General features: G+C 62.6%; 15 protein-coding genes. 14 read left to right on the top strand and 1 reads right to left on the bottom strand.

The window, feature by feature from the left end; translation table 11 throughout:
- Nucleotides 1–102 precede the first annotated feature (102 nt).
- The 10 genes from WA904_RS12380 (at nt 103) to WA904_RS12335 (ending at nt 12,663) form a co-directional block, all read left to right on the top strand.
- Entirely contained in the window at nt 103–1,299 is a 1,197-nt protein-coding gene (locus tag WA904_RS12380) for an ABC transporter substrate-binding protein (RefSeq protein WP_425197423.1), read from the top strand.
- A 152-nt stretch (nt 1,300–1,451) separates the two neighbouring features.
- Nucleotides 1,452–3,398, top strand: coding sequence for an AMP-dependent synthetase/ligase (locus WA904_RS12375; protein ID WP_425197422.1), 1,947 nt, complete (start codon nt 1,452–1,454; stop codon nt 3,396–3,398).
- A complete protein-coding gene (locus tag WA904_RS12370) occupies nt 3,395–4,174 on the top strand; it encodes an ABC transporter ATP-binding protein (protein WP_425197421.1) in 780 nt (259 codons plus the stop codon). The genes WA904_RS12375 and WA904_RS12370 overlap by 4 nt, the downstream gene beginning before the upstream one ends.
- A gap of 145 nt (nt 4,175–4,319) precedes the next feature.
- Nucleotides 4,320–5,249 carry a branched-chain amino acid ABC transporter permease gene (locus WA904_RS12365; RefSeq protein ID WP_425197420.1) on the top strand — a complete coding sequence of 310 codons (930 nt, stop codon included), beginning with the start codon at nt 4,320–4,322 and terminating at the stop codon, nt 5,247–5,249.
- A gap of 127 nt (nt 5,250–5,376) precedes the next feature.
- A complete protein-coding gene (locus tag WA904_RS12360) occupies nt 5,377–6,453 on the top strand; it encodes a branched-chain amino acid ABC transporter permease (RefSeq protein ID WP_425197419.1) in 1,077 nt (358 codons plus the stop codon).
- 112 nt (nt 6,454–6,565) lie between these two features.
- Nucleotides 6,566–7,894, top strand: a complete 1,329-nt coding sequence (locus tag WA904_RS12355; protein ID WP_425197418.1) for an ABC transporter substrate-binding protein — start codon at nt 6,566–6,568, stop codon at nt 7,892–7,894.
- 124 nt (nt 7,895–8,018) lie between these two features.
- The gene (locus tag WA904_RS12350) at nt 8,019–8,840 is read left to right on the top strand and encodes an ABC transporter ATP-binding protein (RefSeq protein ID WP_425197417.1); all 822 of its coding nucleotides are present in this window, start codon (nt 8,019–8,021) and stop codon (nt 8,838–8,840) included.
- 213 nt (nt 8,841–9,053) lie between these two features.
- Nucleotides 9,054–10,301 carry a phenylacetate--CoA ligase family protein gene (locus WA904_RS12345; protein ID WP_425197416.1) on the top strand — a complete coding sequence of 416 codons (1,248 nt, stop codon included), beginning with the start codon at nt 9,054–9,056 and terminating at the stop codon, nt 10,299–10,301.
- A gap of 188 nt (nt 10,302–10,489) precedes the next feature.
- Nucleotides 10,490–11,473: a tripartite tricarboxylate transporter substrate-binding protein gene (locus WA904_RS12340; RefSeq protein ID WP_425197415.1), complete on the top strand. Its 984-nt coding sequence runs from the start codon at nt 10,490–10,492 to the stop codon at nt 11,471–11,473.
- 176 nt (nt 11,474–11,649) lie between these two features.
- On the top strand, nt 11,650–12,663 hold the full coding sequence (locus tag WA904_RS12335) for a Bug family tripartite tricarboxylate transporter substrate binding protein (protein WP_425197414.1): 1,014 nt from the start codon (nt 11,650–11,652) through the stop codon (nt 12,661–12,663).
- Nucleotides 12,664–12,801: 138 nt separating this feature from the next.
- On the opposite strand, the gene WA904_RS12330 is transcribed toward WA904_RS12335, so the two are convergent.
- Complete coding sequence (locus WA904_RS12330; RefSeq protein ID WP_425197413.1) at nt 12,802–13,101, bottom strand: DUF1840 domain-containing protein; 300 nt, start codon at nt 13,099–13,101, stop codon at nt 12,802–12,804.
- Between the two features lie 112 nt (nt 13,102–13,213).
- Between WA904_RS12330 and WA904_RS12325 the strand changes: the two genes are divergently transcribed.
- The 4 genes from WA904_RS12325 (at nt 13,214) to WA904_RS12310 (ending at nt 17,924) form a co-directional block, all read left to right on the top strand.
- Entirely contained in the window at nt 13,214–13,954 is a 741-nt protein-coding gene (locus WA904_RS12325; RefSeq protein ID WP_425197412.1) for a 2OG-Fe dioxygenase family protein, read from the top strand.
- Nucleotides 13,955–14,223: 269 nt separating this feature from the next.
- Nucleotides 14,224–16,524 carry a bifunctional salicylyl-CoA 5-hydroxylase/oxidoreductase gene (locus WA904_RS12320; protein WP_425197411.1) on the top strand — a complete coding sequence of 767 codons (2,301 nt, stop codon included), beginning with the start codon at nt 14,224–14,226 and terminating at the stop codon, nt 16,522–16,524.
- A gap of 57 nt (nt 16,525–16,581) precedes the next feature.
- Entirely contained in the window at nt 16,582–17,073 is a 492-nt protein-coding gene (locus WA904_RS12315) for a MarR family winged helix-turn-helix transcriptional regulator (protein ID WP_425197410.1), read from the top strand.
- On the top strand, nt 17,070–17,924 hold the full coding sequence (locus tag WA904_RS12310; protein WP_425197409.1) for an enoyl-CoA hydratase family protein: 855 nt from the start codon (nt 17,070–17,072) through the stop codon (nt 17,922–17,924). Before WA904_RS12315 ends, WA904_RS12310 begins: the two co-directional genes overlap by 4 nt.
- The last annotated feature ends 1 nt before the right edge of the window (nt 17,925 follow it).

Here is a 17,925-nt window from a genome sequence, read left to right as displayed (position 1 = left end):
CTGAGAGGGGGCACCCTTGAATTGTCATTGGATAGACATTTCATTGTCAATCCAGCGCCTAGCATCTGGCCACTGAAATTTTCAATGGCCAGCAAGGACCGCATGACAACCACCGCCCTCTTCACACCCCATGCGCGTGCAGCCGCGTGCGACGCATCACACCACCGCCTGACACGCCGCAGCCTGCTGGGCACGCTCGCAGCCTTGCCCCTGGCCATCCATGCGCCAGCGCGCGCCGACGGCACCGGGCCCCTGAAAATCGCGCAATCCACCGCGCTCAGCGGTCCGCTCGGCGAACTGGGCCAGGCCATGCACCAGGGCGCCAAGGCGTGTTTCGCCGCGATCAACGCCAAAGGCGGCGTGAATGGCCGGCCGATTGAGCTTGTAGCGCTGGATGACGGTTACGACGTCAAGCGCTCACTCGCCAATGTGAAGGGCTTCATCGAAGACCGCAGCAACTTTGCACTGTTCAACTGCATGGGCACACCCATGATCGAGGCCATGCTGCCGCAGGTGATGGAGTCGGGCATTCCGTTTTTTGCGCCCTTTTCCGGCGCCCTGTCCGTGCGGCCGAAAAATGCCCGCAATGTGTTCAACATCCGTGCGAGTTATGCGGATGAGGCGGAGCAACTGGTGCAGCACCTCGCAACCATCGGCATCAAGCGTGTTGCCATCGTTTACCAGAACAACTCTTTCGGCAAGGAAGTGTTCGATGCCACCCAGCGCTCCATGACCCGCTACAAGCTGGATGCCACCGCCATCGTGACCGTGGAGAACAACTCCTCGGACGCGGGCGCCGCCGCGGCCAAAGTCGCAACCTCCAACCCGGAGGCCGTGCTGGTAGGCCTGGCGGGCAAACCCACCATCGACTTTGTCAAGGCAACTCGCATGCACCGCAAGGGATTGCCTTTGTATGCGCTGTCCATCATGGGGTCCGCGGCCACCCTCAAGGCCATGGGCGATGACGCGACAGGCATCGCCATTTCACAGGTCGTGCCACTGCCGAACAACACCGTGGTACCCATGGTGCGCGAGTTCCAGCAGGCCTGGAAAGCCGCCGGTGTGACGCTGGCACCTTCGCACCTGGCGCTCGAGGGCTACATCAACGCCCGGGTTTTCGCCGAAGCCCTGCGGCGTATGGGGCGAAACCCCACGCCCGGCAACTTTATCGACAGCACCTGGAACCTCAAGCGCTACGACCTCGGGGGCTTCGAAGTGAGCTTCAATGATTCGGCCACGAACGCTTCCCGCTTCGTCGAACTCACCATGGTTTCGCGCGATGGACGCTTTATCCGATAACAGGCCCCACCTCGGGGACACCCCACTAGGACTTACCCGGAAATTGTCGTCGTAATGACACCATGACGTCAAACGCAGTCCTACTATTCATCCCATGCCAGCAGTTTTTCCTGACCGGAGAAGCTGCATAAAAAATGGAGACAAGGTTCCGAATGTTGACCACCTTCCCCCGATTGCTGTTGAAACACGCTGCCGAGCGCCCCACGGCGCCCGCCATGCGCGAGAAGGAATACGGCATCTGGCAGGCGCACAGCTGGGCCGACATGGCCGCGCTGGTTGAACACATTGCTTGCGGCCTGCACCAGGCGGGCCTGCAGCGCGGCGAACACATGGTCGTCATCGGTGCGAACCGGCCCCGGCTGTATGCCACCATGCTGGCAGCGCAATCCCTGGGCGCGATTGCCGTGCCCCTGTACCAGGACGCCGTGGGTGCCGAGTGTGTGTTTCCCATCACCAATGCGGACGTGCGTTTTGCCATGGTCGAAGACCAGGAGCAGGTCGACAAACTCATGGAGATCCGCAGCCAGTGCCCCCAGCTGGCCAGCATCATTTATGACGACCCCAAGGGCCTGCGCAATTACGATGAGCCGGGCCTGGTCGCACTGGATGCGCTGATCGCTTCGGGCCAGGCCTTCGCTGGCCAGCAGCCGGGCTTTTTCCAGGCAGAAATTGAAAAAGCCCAGCCCGATGACGTGGCCGCGATGTTCTTCACTTCCGGCACCACAGGCAACCCCAAAGGCGTGGTTCACACCCACCTGACCTTGCTGGATCGTGCCCAGGCCGGCGCCGAGTTCGACAAGCTGACTCACGGAGAGGAAGTGCTGGCCTATCTTCCACCGGCCTGGATCGGCCAGAACATCTTCAGCTACGCCCAGTGGCTGTGCTGCGGTTATGTGGTGAACTGCCCCGAGAGCGCGGGCACGGTCACCATCGACCTCAAGGAAGTCGGCCCCAGCTACTATTTCGCGCCGCCGCGCGTGTTTGAAGGCCTGCTGACCAGTGTGATGATCCGCATGGAAGACGCGGGTTTTCTCAAGCGCAAGATGTTCCACTTCTTCATGGACGTGGCCAAACGCGTCGGCCCGGCCCTGATGGACAACAAGCCCGTAGGCGCCGGCGACCGGCTGCTTTACGCCCTGGGAACACTCATGGTGTATGGCCCGCTGCGCAACAACTTGGGTTTTTCGCGCGTGCGTGTGGCCTACACCGCTGGCGAAGCCATCGGCCCGGACCTGTTCACCTTTTACCGCTCGATTGGGGTCAACCTCAAACAGCTTTACGGTTCGACCGAAACCGCGGTGTTTGTCTGCCTGCAGCCGGACAACCAGGCACGCGCGGACACGGTGGGCGTACCCATCAAGGGCGTGCAGGTCAAGGTCGCCGACAACGGCGAAATCCTCGTCAAGTCCGCCGGCCTGCTCAAGGGCTATTACAAAAACCCGGCCGCCACTGCCGAAGTGCTGACAGCCGACGGCTGGTACCACACCAGTGATGCGGGCTTTCTCGACGCCAGCGGCCACCTCAAGATCATCGACCGCGTGAAAGATGTGGGTCGCATCAAGGGCGGTGCCAACGACGGCGCCATGTTCGCGCCCAAGTACGTGGAGAACAAGCTGAAATTTTTCCCGCACATCAAGGAAGTCGTGGCCTACGGCGACGGCCGCGAAAAGGTCTGCGTCATGATCAACATCGACTTCGATGCGGTCGGCAACTGGGCCGAGCGGCGCAACCTGCCCTATGCCGGCTACACCGACCTGGCGCAAAAACCCGAGGTCTACCAGCTGATCAAGGAATGTGTCGAGAAAGTCAACGCCGACCTGAGCGCCGACGTCCTGCTGGCAGGCTCGCAGATCAGCCGCTTCCTGGTGCTGCACAAGGAACTGGACGCCGACGACGGCGAACTGACCCGGACCAACAAGGTACGCCGAGGCTTTATCGCCGAAAAATACCAGCCCCTGGTTGACGCGCTGTACAGCGGCAAGACCGAACAATTCATTGAAACCGTGGTCAAGTTTGAAGACGGGCGCAGCGGCAGCGTGAGTGCCACGCTCAAGATCAGCGACACCCAGACCTTTGCACCGGTGAAGGCCGCAGCATGAAAAAGATCGGCGACGTCATCCTCGACGTCAGCAACATTTCCCTGAGTTTCGGCGGCGTGAAAGCGCTGGCGGACATCTCCTTCAATGTGAAAGAGCACGAGATCCGCGCCATCATCGGCCCCAACGGCGCCGGCAAAAGCTCCATGCTCAACTGCATCAATGGCGTGTACTCGCCGCAGCAGGGCTCCATCACCTTTCGCGGCCAGACCTTCAAGCACATGAACAGCCACCAGGTGGCAGTCATGGGTGTGGCGCGTACTTTCCAGAACCTGGCGCTGTTCAAGGGCATGAGCGTGCTCGACAACATCATGGCCGGACGCAACCTGAAGATCAAAAGCAACCTGCTGATGCAGGCCCTGCGTATCGGCCCGGCGGAACGGGAAGAGTTCAGGCACCGCGAAGCGGTTGAAAAAATCATCGACTTCCTGGAAATCCAGGCCTACCGCAAGACACCCGTTGGCCAGCTGCCCTACGGCCTGCAAAAACGCGTGGACCTGGGCCGAGCCCTCGCGATGGAGCCGCAGGTGCTGCTGCTCGACGAACCAATGGCCGGCATGAACGTCGAGGAAAAACAGGACATGTGCCGCTTTGTGCTAGACGTCAACGACGAGTTCGGCACCACCGTGGTCCTGATCGAACACGACATGGGCGTGGTGATGGACATCTCGGACCGCGTCGTGGTGCTCGACTACGGCAAGAAGATCGGCGACGGCACACCCGACGAAGTCCGCAACAACCCGGACGTGATCAAGGCTTACCTCGGAACAAGTCACTAGCTATGTACGACGAGCAACACACAGACACTTTCTTTTCCAGCGGCCGCGACGGAACCGGCTTTGCCGGGCCGTATGCGGCGTCCCCTGAAAGGGGAGAGGCGGCTACGCGAAGCGAGTCCGCAAAAGGGGTGAGGGGCATATTCTGATGGCTTTTTTCTTAGAGACACTTCTTGGTGGCCTGATGGCCGGCATGTTGTATTCGCTGGTCGCACTGGGATTTGTGCTGATCTTCAAGGCCTCGGGCGTGTTCAATTTCGCGCAAGGTGCGATGGTGCTGTTCGCCGCGCTGGCGATGGCCCGCTTCTCACAATGGATCCCCGAGTGGACCGGCATCGAAAGCCCCATCGTGGCCAACATCGCCGCCTTCGTGATTGCCGGCGTCATCATGTTCGTTGTGGCCTGGTTCATCGAGCGTCTGGTGCTGCGGCACCTGGTCAACCAGGAAGGCTCCACCTTGCTGATGGCCACCCTGGGCATCGCCTACTTCATGGAAGGCCTGGGCCAGACGATTTTCGGCGACAACATTTACAAGATCGACATCGGCATGCCGAAAGACCCGGTCTTCGTGCTGGACTCGCTGTTCCCCGGTGGCATCCTGATCAACAAGGAAGACCTGTACGCCGCGCTGATCGCCGCCGTGCTGGTTGCCGCGCTGAGCATCTTTTTCCAGAAAACCGCCACCGGCCGGGCACTGCGCGCCGTGGCCGACGATCACCAGGCAGCGCAGTCCATCGGCATCCCGCTCAACCGCATCTGGGTCATCGTCTGGTGTGTGGCCGGCGTGGTAGCGCTGGTGGCCGGCATGATCTGGGGCAGCAAACTCGGGGTGCAGTTTTCACTGGCCACCGTCGCCCTGCGCGCCCTGCCCGTGGTGATCCTGGGCGGCCTGACTTCCGTGCCCGGCGCCATCATTGGCGGCCTCATCATCGGCGTCGGCGAAAAACTCTCCGAGGTTTACCTTGGCCCGTTTGTGGGCGGCGGTATCGAGATCTGGTTTGCCTACGTGCTGGCCCTCTGCTTCCTGCTGTTCCGGCCGCAAGGCCTGTTCGGTGAAAAAATAATCGATCGTGTATGAAATACACGATCAACACGTTCGCGGGTTCTTCGCCGGATACGGCGAAGGATTATTTTTCAGCGAAGACTCACTTTGCGAAGCAAAGTTAAGCGCAGCGTGTCGTAGCTAAAAAGCACAGAAGAGAAATATGTTCTACAGAGAAAACGGCCAATTCAAAACCAGCTACCGGGCAGACCAGCAAATCTTCCCCATTCTGCAGGACCGTATTGCCATCGCCGTGCTTCTAGCGGTGGCCTTCGTGGCCGTTCCCATGCTGGCCAGCGACTACCTGTTTCGCGCCATCCTGATTCCGTTCGTGATCATGTCGCTGGCCGCGCTCGGAGTGAATATTCTGGTTGGCTACTGCGGCCAGATTTCATTGGGATCCGGCGCCTTCATGGCGGTTGGTGCCTACGGCGCCTACAACTTCTTTGTGCGCATCCCCGGCATGCCGCTGATTCCGGCACTGATCCTGGGCGGCCTGTGCGCGACCTTCTTCGGCATCCTGTTCGGCCTGCCCAGCCTGCGCGTCAAGGGCCTGTACCTGGCAGTGGCCACGCTGGCCGCGCAGTTCTTCGCCGACTGGATGTTTTTGCGCATCAAGTGGTTCACGCTGGACACGCCTTCGGGCTCGGTGTCGGTGTCCAACCTGCAGGTGTTCGGTTTTCCCATCGAGAGTTCGGTGAGCCGCTACCTGCTCTGCCTGGGTGTGCTGGCCATTGTGGCCCTGATGGCCAAGAACCTGGTGCGCAGCGCGATAGGCCGCGAATGGATGGCGATCCGCGACATGGATGTGGCGGCCGCCGTCATCGGCATCCGGCCCATGTACGCCAAGCTCAGTGCCTTCGCCGTCAGCTCCTTCATCATCGGCGTGGCCGGCGGGCTGTGGGCTTTTGTTTACCTCGGTGCCTGGGAACCGGCGGCCTTCTCCGTCGACCAGTCTTTCCGCCTGTTGTTCATGGTCATCATCGGTGGTCTGGGCTCCATCATGGGCAGCTTCTTTGGTGCGGCCTTCATCGTGGTGCTGCCGATCGCGCTGAACCAGTTTCTGCCAGTGTTTGCTGGCCTGTTCGGCATCGAGATTTCCACCGCCGGCGTGTCGCATGCGGAGCTGATGATTTTCGGCGGCCTGATCGTCTGGTTCCTGATCGTCGAGCCGCACGGCCTGGCCAAACTCTGGTCGGTCGGCAAGCAGAAGATGCGACTCTGGCCCTTCCCGCACTGAGCTTTCATCAGGGTTAAGGATTACTGGGAAGCACCGATGTATTTTGTGCCGTTTGAACGTTTACTGGAGTGCCAGTTTTTTCGGGTGTATTTTTAATTTCTAGGAGACAACAATGAAGGTTCGCAACTTGATATTGGCAGCGGCAGTCCTTGCCGCTGGCGCATCGTCCGTCGTGACGACCAGCGCATTCGCTCAGGCCAAGGAGCAGTTCATCCCGGTACTGTCCTACCGCACCGGCCCCTACGGCCCGAATGGCGCGCCCTGGGCCAACGGCTATGTGGACTACCTCAAGCTCACCAACGCGCGCGGTGGCATCAACGGCGTGAAGATTTCCTTCGAGGAGTGTGAGACCGGCTACGACACTGCGCGCAGTGTCGAGTGTTATGAACGGCTCAAGAGCAAAGGTCCCGCGTTGGTGCAGCCTCTCTCCACCGGTGCCACCTTTGCGCTGACCGAGAAAGCCCCGATCGACAAGATCCCTGTGGTCACCATCGGCTACGGCCGCAGCGAAAGCGCGGACGGCACGGTGTTCAAGTGGAACTTCCCCATCGCAGGCACCTATTGGGTGGCCGCCGACGCCATCCTGCAAGCCATCGCCAAGAAGGAAGGCGGCTTCGACAAGCTCAAGGGCAAGCGCATTGCGCTGGTCTACCACGACAGCCCTTATGGCAAGGAACCCATTCCCCTGATGCAGGAACGCGCAGCCATGCACGGCTTTACGTTGCAGCTGCTGCCGGTCACCGCACCGGGCGTGGAGCAAAAAGCCACATGGCTGCAGATCCGCCAGGCTCGCCCCGACTACGTGGCGCTGTGGGGCTGGGGTGTGATGAACTCCACCGCCATCAAGGAAGCCCAGGCCACCGGCTACCCGCGCGAGAAGATGTACGGCGTGTGGTGGGCAGGCGCGGAACCTGACGTGAAAGACGTGGCTGACGGCGCCAAGGGCTATAACGCGGTGACCATGCAGCACGGCGCCGAACCCAACTCCAAGGTCGTCAAGGACATCCTGTCCATGGTGCATGCCAAGGGCCAGGGCACGGGTCCCAAGGACGAAGTCGGCCAGGTGCTTTACATGCGCGGCGCCATGAGCGCCATGCTGGGCCTCGAAGGCATTCGCTCCGCCCAGGACCGTTTCGGCAAAGGCAAAGTCATGACCGGTGAGCAGGTCCGCTGGGGCCTGGAAAACCTGAACCTGACACAGGCCAAGCTCGACGGGCTGGGTTTCGCCGGCGTGATGCGTCCGATCAGCACCTCGTGCACCGACCACATGGGCGCTTCCTGGGCCCGTATTCACACCTGGGACGGCAAAGCCTGGAAGTTCACGTCCGACTGGTTGCAGGCTGATGAGCAGATCATCAAGCCGCTGGTCAAGAACACTGCGGCCAAGTACGCCGCCGAGAAGAAACTGACACCGCGCACCCCGGCGGACTGCCAGTCCTGACCTTCCGGTAAAACACCCCTCCCGGCAGACGGGAGGGGCGCGGCTCCAGCGAGCCGCCAAACGCCAGCGCTTCAAGCCCCTCTTGCAGCGCTGCCGTTTGGACAGCAACAGGCAGAAACAACTTATGGAACAACCTGACATCGCCAGCGATATCGTCCTGAACGTCAATGGCATCGAGGTTATTTATAACCACGTGATCCTTGTGCTCAAGGGCGTGTCCCTGCAAGTCCCGCAAGGCCGAATTGTGGCCATCCTGGGCGGCAACGGCGCCGGAAAAACCACCACCCTGCGGGCCGTGTCCAACCTGCTCCAGGGGGAACGCGGCGCAGTCACCAAAGGCTCGATCGAGCTGCGTGGCGAACGCATCGAAAACCTGTCTCCGGCCGACCTGGTGCAGCGCGGCGTGGTGCAGGTCATGGAAGGACGCCACTGCTTCGCCCATCTCACGATCGAGGAAAACCTGCTGACCGGCGCCTACACACGCAAGAGCAAGGCAGAAGTGGCGGCCAACCTGGAGAAGGTGTACGCCTATTTTCCGCGCCTGAAGACCCGGCGCACTTCGCAGGCAGCCTATACCTCCGGCGGCGAGCAGCAGATGTGCGCCATCGGGCGCGCGCTGATGGCCAGCCCCACCATGGTGCTGCTGGACGAACCCTCCATGGGCCTGGCACCGCAGATTGTCGAAGAGGTGTTTGAAATCGTCAAAGACCTCAACCAGAAGGAAAAAGTCACCTTTTTGCTGGCCGAGCAGAACACCAACATGGCCCTGAAATATGCTGACTACGGCTACATCATGGAAAGCGGCCGGGTGGTGATGGACGGCAAGGCCAATGATCTGGCAAGCAACGAGGACGTCAAGGAGTTCTACCTTGGCGTTGGCGGCGGAGAGCGCAAGAGCTTCAAGGACGTCAAGAGTTACAAGCGCCGCAAGCGCTGGCTTGCATGAAGCCCCCACGGTTGCTCACTGCGTGTAGCGCCCGAGGCCTTGCAGGCCGCGGCTTGCGAGACGCTTCGCCCCTGTCGCCTGTCCAAAGCTGCGCAAGCAGCTTTGGAGCCGCAGGCTCCAGCCCCTCGGGGGCGCTGCGCCTGCGGTCCGGCAAAGCCGGTCCCGCGGCCCCTGCTTGTAAAGAGGGGAGCCCAACGCTCCCTCGGAGATCTTATGACTGAGTATTACGACGCCCTGGAGACACGGGACCCGGCCGCTCGCGAGACCCAGCTGATGGCGGCGCTACCGGCGCAGGTGGCGCATGCGCAAAAGGCGGCGCCGGCATTCAGCGCCATTCTGGCGGGCCTGCAAGCCAGCGACGTCACGTCGCGCCAGGCACTGGCACGGCTGCCGGTCACACGCAAGCATGAGCTGCTGGCGCGGCAGCAGGCGACCCGCAGCACCGACGCGTTTGGCGGCTTTTCCACACTGCTGCGCGGCCCGCAGATGCCGCGTGTGTTTTCATCGCCCGGCCCGATCTATGAACCGGAAGGCACCGGGAAGGACTACTGGCGTGCCGCCCGGGCCTTGTTTGCCGCCGGTTTCCGCGCCGGTGATCTGGCCCACAACGCGTTCAGCTACCACATGACACCGGGGGCCTTCATCATGGAATCCGGCGCCCATGCGATCGGCTGCAGCGTGTTTCCAGCAGGTGTGGGGCAAACCGAGCAGCAGCTCCAGGCCATTGCCGAACTTCGGCCCGAGGCCTACATGGGAACACCCAGCTTCCTGCGCATTCTGGTCGAGAAAGCACTTGAAACCGGCAGCGACATCTCCAGCATCCGCAAGGGCCTGACCGGCGGCGAAGCACTTCCGCCCAGCCTGCGCGACTGGTTTGCCGGGCATGGCTTGGCGGTTTACCAGAGTTATGCCACCGCCGACCTCGGCCTGATCGCCTACGAAACAAGCGCCCGGGAGGGCCTGGTGCTGGACGAGGGGGTGATTGTGGAGATTGTCCGGCCCGGCACCGGCGACCCGGTGCCCGAGGGAGAAGTGGGTGAACTGGTCGTCACCAGCCTGAACCCCGCTTACCCGCTGATCCGCTTCGGCACCGGCGACCTGTCGGCAGTGCTGCCGGGTAGCTGCCCGACCGGTCGGACCAACACACGCATCAAGGGCTGGATGGGCCGGGCCGACCAGACCACCAAAATCCGGGGCATGTTTGTGCACCCCGGCCAGGTGGCCGACATCGCCCGGCGCTTCCCGGAGGTGCTCAAGGCCCGCCTGGTTGTCACGGGTGAAATGGCCAGTGACAGCATGACCCTGAAGGTGGAAGCCGCCTCGCTTCCCCGAGAACTGGAAAACCGGATCAGCGAGGCCATCCGGGACGTCACCAAACTGCGTGGCGATGTTGAACTGATGCCCCCGGGGAGCCTCCCCAACGACGGCAAGGTTATTGAAGACGCCCGCAGCTACAAGTAGAGCCCCCACGTTTGTCGCTGCGCCTGCGGCCCGGCGGAGCCGGTTCCGCGGCCCTGACTGGCCTGGAACTCTAGCGTCGCGCGTCGCGCTGTTCCAGGAGGCCTGAGGACTAGCCCTTACGTAGTTCCCGCGATGGACTGGGCCACTCCAGGCCATAAACTGGCGAAGTCCATTTCAAAGGAGCTCCCATGAAACGTCTGCTCGTCCTTGCCGCTGCTGCAACGGCCCTTTTCGCCAATGCACAAACTTACCCCGGCTCCAAGCCGATTTCGATCGTGGTTCCGTTTGCCGCGGGTGGTCCTACCGACCGCGTGGCACGCGACTTGGCCGAGGCCATGCGCAAGGCCCTTCCGGGCTCCAACTTCGTTGTGGAAAACGTCAACGGCGCGGGTGGCACGATTGGCGCGACCAAAGTCGCCAAAGCCAGCCCGGACGGCCATACCCTGCTCCTGTTTCATATCGGCATGGCAGCAACGCCAGCGTTGTATCGCAAGCTTCAGTACAAGCCCCTGGAAGATTTCGAATACCTCGGCCTGGTCAACGAAGTGCCCATGACCCTGATCGGCAAACCTCAGTTGCCAGCCAATACTTACCGCGACTTCGAAAATTACATCAAGGCCAACTCTGGCAAGCTCAACATTGCCCATGCCGGCCTTGGCTCCGCCTCCCACCTGTGCGGCCTGATGTGGCAATCGGCCATCAACGCCAAGGAAGCCATGACCACCATTCCTTTCGGCGGCACCGGTCCCGCGATGAATGCGCTGGTCGGCGGCCAGGTCGACCTGATGTGCGACCAAACCACCAACACCACCGGCCAGATCGAAGCCGGCCGCGTCAAGGCTTTTGCGGTGACCACCGCCAAGCCATTGAGCAAGCACAAACTGCTCAAGGACTACCCGTCTCTGCAGGAAATGGGCCTCAAGGGCTTTGACCTGACCATCTGGCACGGCCTGTACGCCCCCAAAGGTACACCACCCGCCATCCTGGTCCAGCTGAACACGGCACTCAAAGCCGCGTTGAAAGACGCCGACTTCGTGAAAAAGCAGGAAGGGTTGGGCGCGATTGTGGTGACCGACAAACGCATGGAGCCCGCCGCCCACAAGGCCTTTGTGGCTGGTGAAATCGCCAAGCTCAAGCCAGTGATTGAGGCTGCCAAACAGTTTGCCGACTGATCTGCGCCACTCCGCAAAAAGCCGCCGGCTGGCAAGCCCGGCGGTTTTTTTTCGCCTGCAGCCGGCGCCACCCATGCCGGGGCAGACTCCCTGACCGGGATTGCCCCGATTGAAAGCGCCGCCCCGTGGCTCTAAGGTGAGACACATTTCTGACACCCTCCAAACAGGACATCCTCATGCCTTCCATTTTCAAGACAAATCGACGCTTGGCCCTTTCCAGTATTGCGCTGGCAGCTATTGGTTTCATAGCAGAACCAGCCGCCATGGCGCAGACGGCCTGGCCCACCAAGCCGGTGCGTATCGTCGTGCCCTTTGCACCCGGCGGCACCACCGACATCCTTGCGCGCGCCGTTGCGCCCGAACTCACCCGGGTTTTTGGCCAGCCTTTCATCGTGGACAACCGGGCAGGGGCCGGCGGCAATGTAGGTGCCGATCTGGTGGCCAAGTCGCCCGGTGATGGCTACACCCTGCTGATGGGCACGGTGGGCACCCACGGCATCAACAAGTCGCTGTACAGCAAGATGCCTTTTGATCCGCAAAAGGACTTTGCCCCGATCACGCTGGTGGCCGGCGTTCCCAATGTGATGGTGATGAACGCCGAAAAAGCCACCAAGCTGGGTATCAACAGCGTGGCCGACTTCGTCAAATATGCCAGGGCGCATCCGGGTCAGCTCAGCATGGCCTCCAGCGGCAACGGCACCTCGATCCACCTGGCCGGCGAACTGTTCAAGTCGCAGACCGGGATTTTCATGACGCACATTCCCTACCGCGGCTCCGGTCCGGCCCTGCTCGACCTGGTGGGAGGCAATGTGGACGTCATGTTCGACAACCTGCCCTCGGCCATGCCGCAGATCAAGGGCGGCAAGCTCAAGGCCTTCGCCGTCACCAGCGCCCAGCGCTCGACCGCCATGCCCGAGTTGCCCACGATAGAGGAAGCCGGCAAGCTCAAGGGGTTTGAAGCCAGCAGCTGGTTTGGCTTGCTGGCGCCCGCCGGCACGCCGCCCGAGGTGGTCAGCCGCATCCAGCAGGAAGTGGCCAAGGCCCTGGCCACACCGGCCATCAAGGAAAAAATGCTGGCCCAGGGCGCCATTCCGAGCGGCAACACCCCGCAGGAATTCGCCAGGCTGATCGACGCCGAAATCGCCAAATGGGCCAAGGTGGTGAAAGCCTCCGGCGCGAAGGTCGATTAACGACTGCGGTGGCTCTTCAAGCAAGCAGGGGCGCGGGGTCCGGCTTTGCCGGCCCGCAGGCGCAGCGCCCCTCTTCTTCGTGCAAGGGGCAGCGCACCGCCGAAGGCTCGCGAAGCGACAAGCGTGGGGGCAGTATTTCTAGACGCCCCAGACCACCTCGTGCCCGGCCTTGTGGTTTCGCTCAAGCATCTCGATGAACGGCAGGGCACGCTGGCGCAAACCCAGGCCCTCGCGAGGCACCGTGTCGGGGGCCTCTTCATCGTGGGACTCTTCGAGTGCAATGGCCGCCTGCAGCGCAGCGATGGCCGCCGGCATCTGCTCGGGCAGGATGATGCCTTTAGGCCCGGCCTCCTTGCCTATGACTTCCAGTACCCGGCGGCCATTGGCCTCAAGCATGATGAGGTCGCCGGAAGCTTTGGACTTGAATTTGTAGAGCATGAACGACTCCTCTTGGTTGCGTGAATAAAACTGATTATGGTCGCGTCTGCGGCCTCGCCCTGTAGGCGGCTTTCCCGTGCGCGACAACCCGCGTGAAGCAAAATATGCGGCTATGTTCAATATTCCCAGCGTTCCCAAACCCGCCGTACAGGGACTGAGCCAGGACGGCCTTGCCCTGCTGTCGCCCGCCGACCTTGCCGCAATTCTGCCAACGGGCTGGGCGCGGGACTGGCCCGCGCTGGGCGCTTCCTGGGAGCAACTGCCGCCCGATACCCACCTCAGGGATGGCGGCCACTACCGCCGGCGCCGGCACAGCTGCTTCATCCAGGACTTGCCCGGCGGCCAGCTGGTGCAGACGCCGCACCGCGCGCACTGGCAACCCACCGACTACAACGCCTTGCATGGCGGCTTCGAGCGATGGTTTGAACCGGTCGACCCTGCGGTGGCCACAGCGCCCGCCTGGGGCAGCCTGCTGGCCGGGCTCGGGCAACTGTTCGGCCAGGTGCGGCCCGTCCCGCGCTGGTACATCGAGGCCCACCAGTTCCGCATCGATACCACGGGCGGTGTGGGCCGGCCGACCCCGGAAGGCGCACACCGGGACGGTGTGGACTTTGTGGTGGTGATGCTGGTGGCACGACGCGGCGTCAAGGGCGGCGAAACCCGCGTCTTCGACGCCAACGGCCCGCATGGCTTGCGCTTTGTGATGCAGGAGCCGCTGACCACGCTGCTGCTGGACGACGCCCGGGTGATTCATGAAACCACGCCCATCCTGCCGCTCGATGCTGCTGTCCGTGACGGCTACCGCGACACCCTGGTGCTGACTTACCGGGCGGACGGCTTCCAAGCACCTTGAGCCCCCACGGTCGCTCACTGCGTGAGCTCCCTGCCCCCCGAGGGGGCCGCTGCGCCTGAGGGCCGGCAAAGCCGGACCCGCGGCCCCGGCTGGTAAAGAGAAAGCCTCCTCGCTCGTCGCTGCCTCGGAGAGGGCGTTGCGCCTGAGGCTGTACGCGACCTCTCTGGGGCAGCGTTAACCATGACGTCACAATCCGCAAAACCGCTTGACGAAAATAGTTTAAACCTAAACAATTAAGACTCGATCAATCAATTTGAACGGTCCTGTCAATGCACATCCTTTGCCTGGGCGGCGGGCCCGCCGGTCTGTATTTCGCGCTGTTGATGAAGCTGCAGAATCCGGCCAGCCAGATCACCGTGGTGGAACGAAACCGCCCGTTTGACACCTTCGGCTGGGGCGTGGTGCTGTCCGACCAGACGCTGGACAACCTGCGGGCCGCCGACCCGGTGAGTGCGCAGCTGATCGGTGATGCCTTCAACCACTGGGATGACGTGGAGGTGTTTTTCAAGGGCCGCTCGGTGCGTTCGGGCGGCCACGGTTTTTGCGGCATCGGCCGCAAGCGCCTGCTGAACATTCTGCAGGACCGCTGCATCGCCCTTGGGGTGGACCTGGTGTTTGAAACCGACGTACAGGACGACCAGGCCATGGCGGCGAAGTACCAGGCTGACATCGTGATTGCCAGCGACGGCCTGAACAGCCGCATCCGCAACCGCTACGCAGACACCTTCAAGCCCGACATCGACTTGCGCGCCTGCCGCTTTGTCTGGCTGGGCACCCACAAGACCTTCGACGCCTTCACCTTTGCGTTCGAGCAGACCGAACATGGCTGGTTCGCCGCCCATGCCTACAAGTTCGACGACAACACCTCCACCTTCATTGTCGAGACCCCGGAAGCCGTCTGGAAAGCCCACGGCCTGGACCAGATGAGCCAGGAAGAAGGCATCGCCTTCTGCGAAAAGCTGTTCGCCAAATATCTGGACGGCAACACCCTGATGAACAACGCCACCCATGTGCGCGGCTCGGCGATCTGGATCCGTTTTCCGCGCGTGGTTTGTGAGCGCTGGGTCCACCACGAAAATATCGGCGGTAAAGATGTGCCCATCGTGCTGATGGGCGACGCGGCCCATACCGCGCATTTCTCCATCGGCAGCGGCACAAAACTGGCATTGGAAGACGCGATCGAGCTGACCCAGTGTTTTGCGCAGACGCCCGAGCCGGCAAAGGCGCTGGAAACCTACGAAGCGCTGCGTTCGGTGGAGGTGCTGAAAATCCAGAATGCCGCCCGCAACTCGACCGAGTGGTTCGAGAATGTGGACCGCTACAGCGGCCTCGATGCGGAGCAGTTTTTCTACTCGCTGCTGACCCGCTCGCAGCGCATCAGCCATGAAAACCTGCGCGTGCGCGATGCGTCCTGGCTGCGGGGCTACGAGCAGTGGCTGGCCAAAAGCGCCGATCACCCCGCGCCACCGCCGATGTTGCTGCCATTGAAGGTGCGTGAGCTGCAGCTGAAAAACCGCATTGTGGTCTCCCCCATGGCCACCTACAGCGCGGTGGACGGCATGCCCCAGGACTTCCACCTGGTGCACCTGGGCGCGCGCGCGCTGGGCGGCGCGGCCATGGTGTTTGCCGAGATGACCGCGCCCTGCCCTGAAGGCCGCATCACGCCAGGCTGCCCGGGCCTGTGGAACGAAGAACAGATGCGGGCCTGGAAGCGCATCGTCGATTTTGCGCATCGCTCGGGCGAAGGGGTGGCCATGGGCATGCAGCTGGGCCACAGCGGCCCGAAAGGCTCGACGCAGCTGGGCTGGGAAGCGCCCGACGAGCCGCTGCCCGCGGGCAACTGGCCGCTGCTGGCCGCCAGCGCCGTCTCGTATGGCCCGACCAACGCGGTGCCGGCCGCCATGACGCGGGACGACATGGACCGCCTCAAGGCGCAATTTGTGCAATCCACCCGTTATGCGGCCCAGGCCGGTTTCGACTGGCTGGAACTGCATTGCGCCCACGGCTACCTGTTGTCGAGCTTCATCACTCCGCTGACCAACCAGCGCACGGACGAGTACGGCGGTCCGCTGGAAAACCGCTGCCGCTACCCGCTGGAAGTCTTCGAGGCCATGCGCGCGGTCTGGCCCGCGCACCTGCCCATGAGCGTGCGCATCTCGGCCCACGACTGGGCACCGGGCGGCAACACCGCCGACGATGCGGTGGCCATCGCGCGCCTGTTCAAGGCCGCCGGCTGCGACTTCATCGACGTCTCCTCGGGCCAGACCACCCGTGCCGCCAAGCCGGTGTATGGCCGCATGTACCAGACGCCGTTTGCCGACCGCATCCGCAACGAAATCGGCATCCGGACGATTGCTGTCGGCGCGATCTCCGAGGTGGACCACGTGAACAGCATCATCGCCGCCGGCCGCGCTGACCTGTGCGCGATCGCGCGGCCGCACCTGGCCGACCCGGCCTGGACATTGCATGAAGCGGCCAAACTGCAAAGCCGGGCGGTGGACTGGCCCAAACCCTACCTCAGCGGCAGAGACCAGCTTTACCGCGAACTTTCAAAGCAAAAACAGGTCTGAGCCCTTATGGAACGGGCGCGAGCAGCTATCAAATAAGTAGTAAAACAGGAGAACAACATGGACATGGAAGCACGAGGCCACCGCGAGCACCCCGAAGCGCTGCGCCTGTGGCTGCGCCTGCTGACCTGCACACAACTGATTGAAAAGCAGGTGCGTGGGCAATTGCGCGAGCAGTTCGACACCACCCTGCCGCGCTTCGATCTGATGGCCCAGCTCGAGCGCAATCCCGACGGGCTGAAGATGAACGAGCTGTCGCGCCGCATGATGGTCACCGGCGGCAATGTCACCGGCATCACCGACCAGCTGGTGGCCGAAGGCCTGGTCGAACGCATGGACGTCGAAGGCGACCGCCGCGCCTACCGCGTGCGCCTGACGTCACGTGGCCGCAAGACCTTTGACGAAATGGCGCGCCAGCACGAGAGCTGGATTGTCCAGGCCTTCGGCGGCCTGTCACCGCGTGAGCTGGAGACCCTGCACAAGCTGCTGGGCAAGGTCAAGCAGCACCAGATTGACCTGAACGACCTGAACCAGGAAACGGAAAACGCATGAAACACTACATAGGCCCCAGCAACCCCATGCATGCGCAGTTCAATGCGTTTGCTGGCTACCAGGCACGCCACTTTGCCTACAGCTTTGACGCCGGTGTGGCCACCCTGAGCCTGAACCGGCCGAAGCGCAAGAACCCGCTGACCTTCGACTCTTACGCCGAGTTGCGCGACCTTTTTCGCGCGCTGAACGGCGCCACCGACGTCAAGGTGATTGTGCTGACCGGCGCTGGCGGCAACTTCTGCTCGGGCGGCGATGTGCATGAAATCATCGGCCCGCTGACCAAAATGGCCATGCCCGAGCTGCTGGAATTCACGCGCATGACCGGCGACCTGGTCAAGGCCATGCGCTTGTGCCCACAGCCCATCGTTGCGGCGATCGACGGCATCTGCGCCGGCGCCGGCGCCATGATGGCACTGGCCGCGGACATGCGGCTGGGCACGGCACTAGCCAAAACCGCTTTCCTGTTCACGCGTGTGGGCCTGGCCGGCGCCGACATGGGCGCGTGCGCCCTGCTGCCGCGCCTGATCGGCCAAGGCCGCGCCTCCGAGCTGCTCTTCACTGGCCGCGCCATGACGGCGCCCGAAGGCCTGCAGTGGGGCTTTTTTAACGCTCTGCACGAGCCGTCCGAGCTGCTGGCCAAGGCGCAGGCACTGGCCGCCGACCTGGCCGCCGGCCCGACCTTTGCGCACGGCATGACCAAAACCATGCTGCACCAGGAATGGGCCATGACGCTGGACCAGGCGATTGAAGCCGAAGCCCAGGCACAGGCGATCTGTATGCAGACAAAGGATTTCACGCGCGCCTACGAAGCCTTTGCCGGCAAACAGAAACCGGTGTTCCAGGGAGACTGAC

Source organism: Polaromonas sp., from assembly GCF_049790275.1.
Taxonomy (GTDB): Bacteria; Pseudomonadota; Gammaproteobacteria; order Burkholderiales; family Burkholderiaceae_C; genus Polaromonas.
Note: the sequence above shows the minus strand (reverse complement) of the source record. Positions and strands in the feature narration are given on the sequence as shown.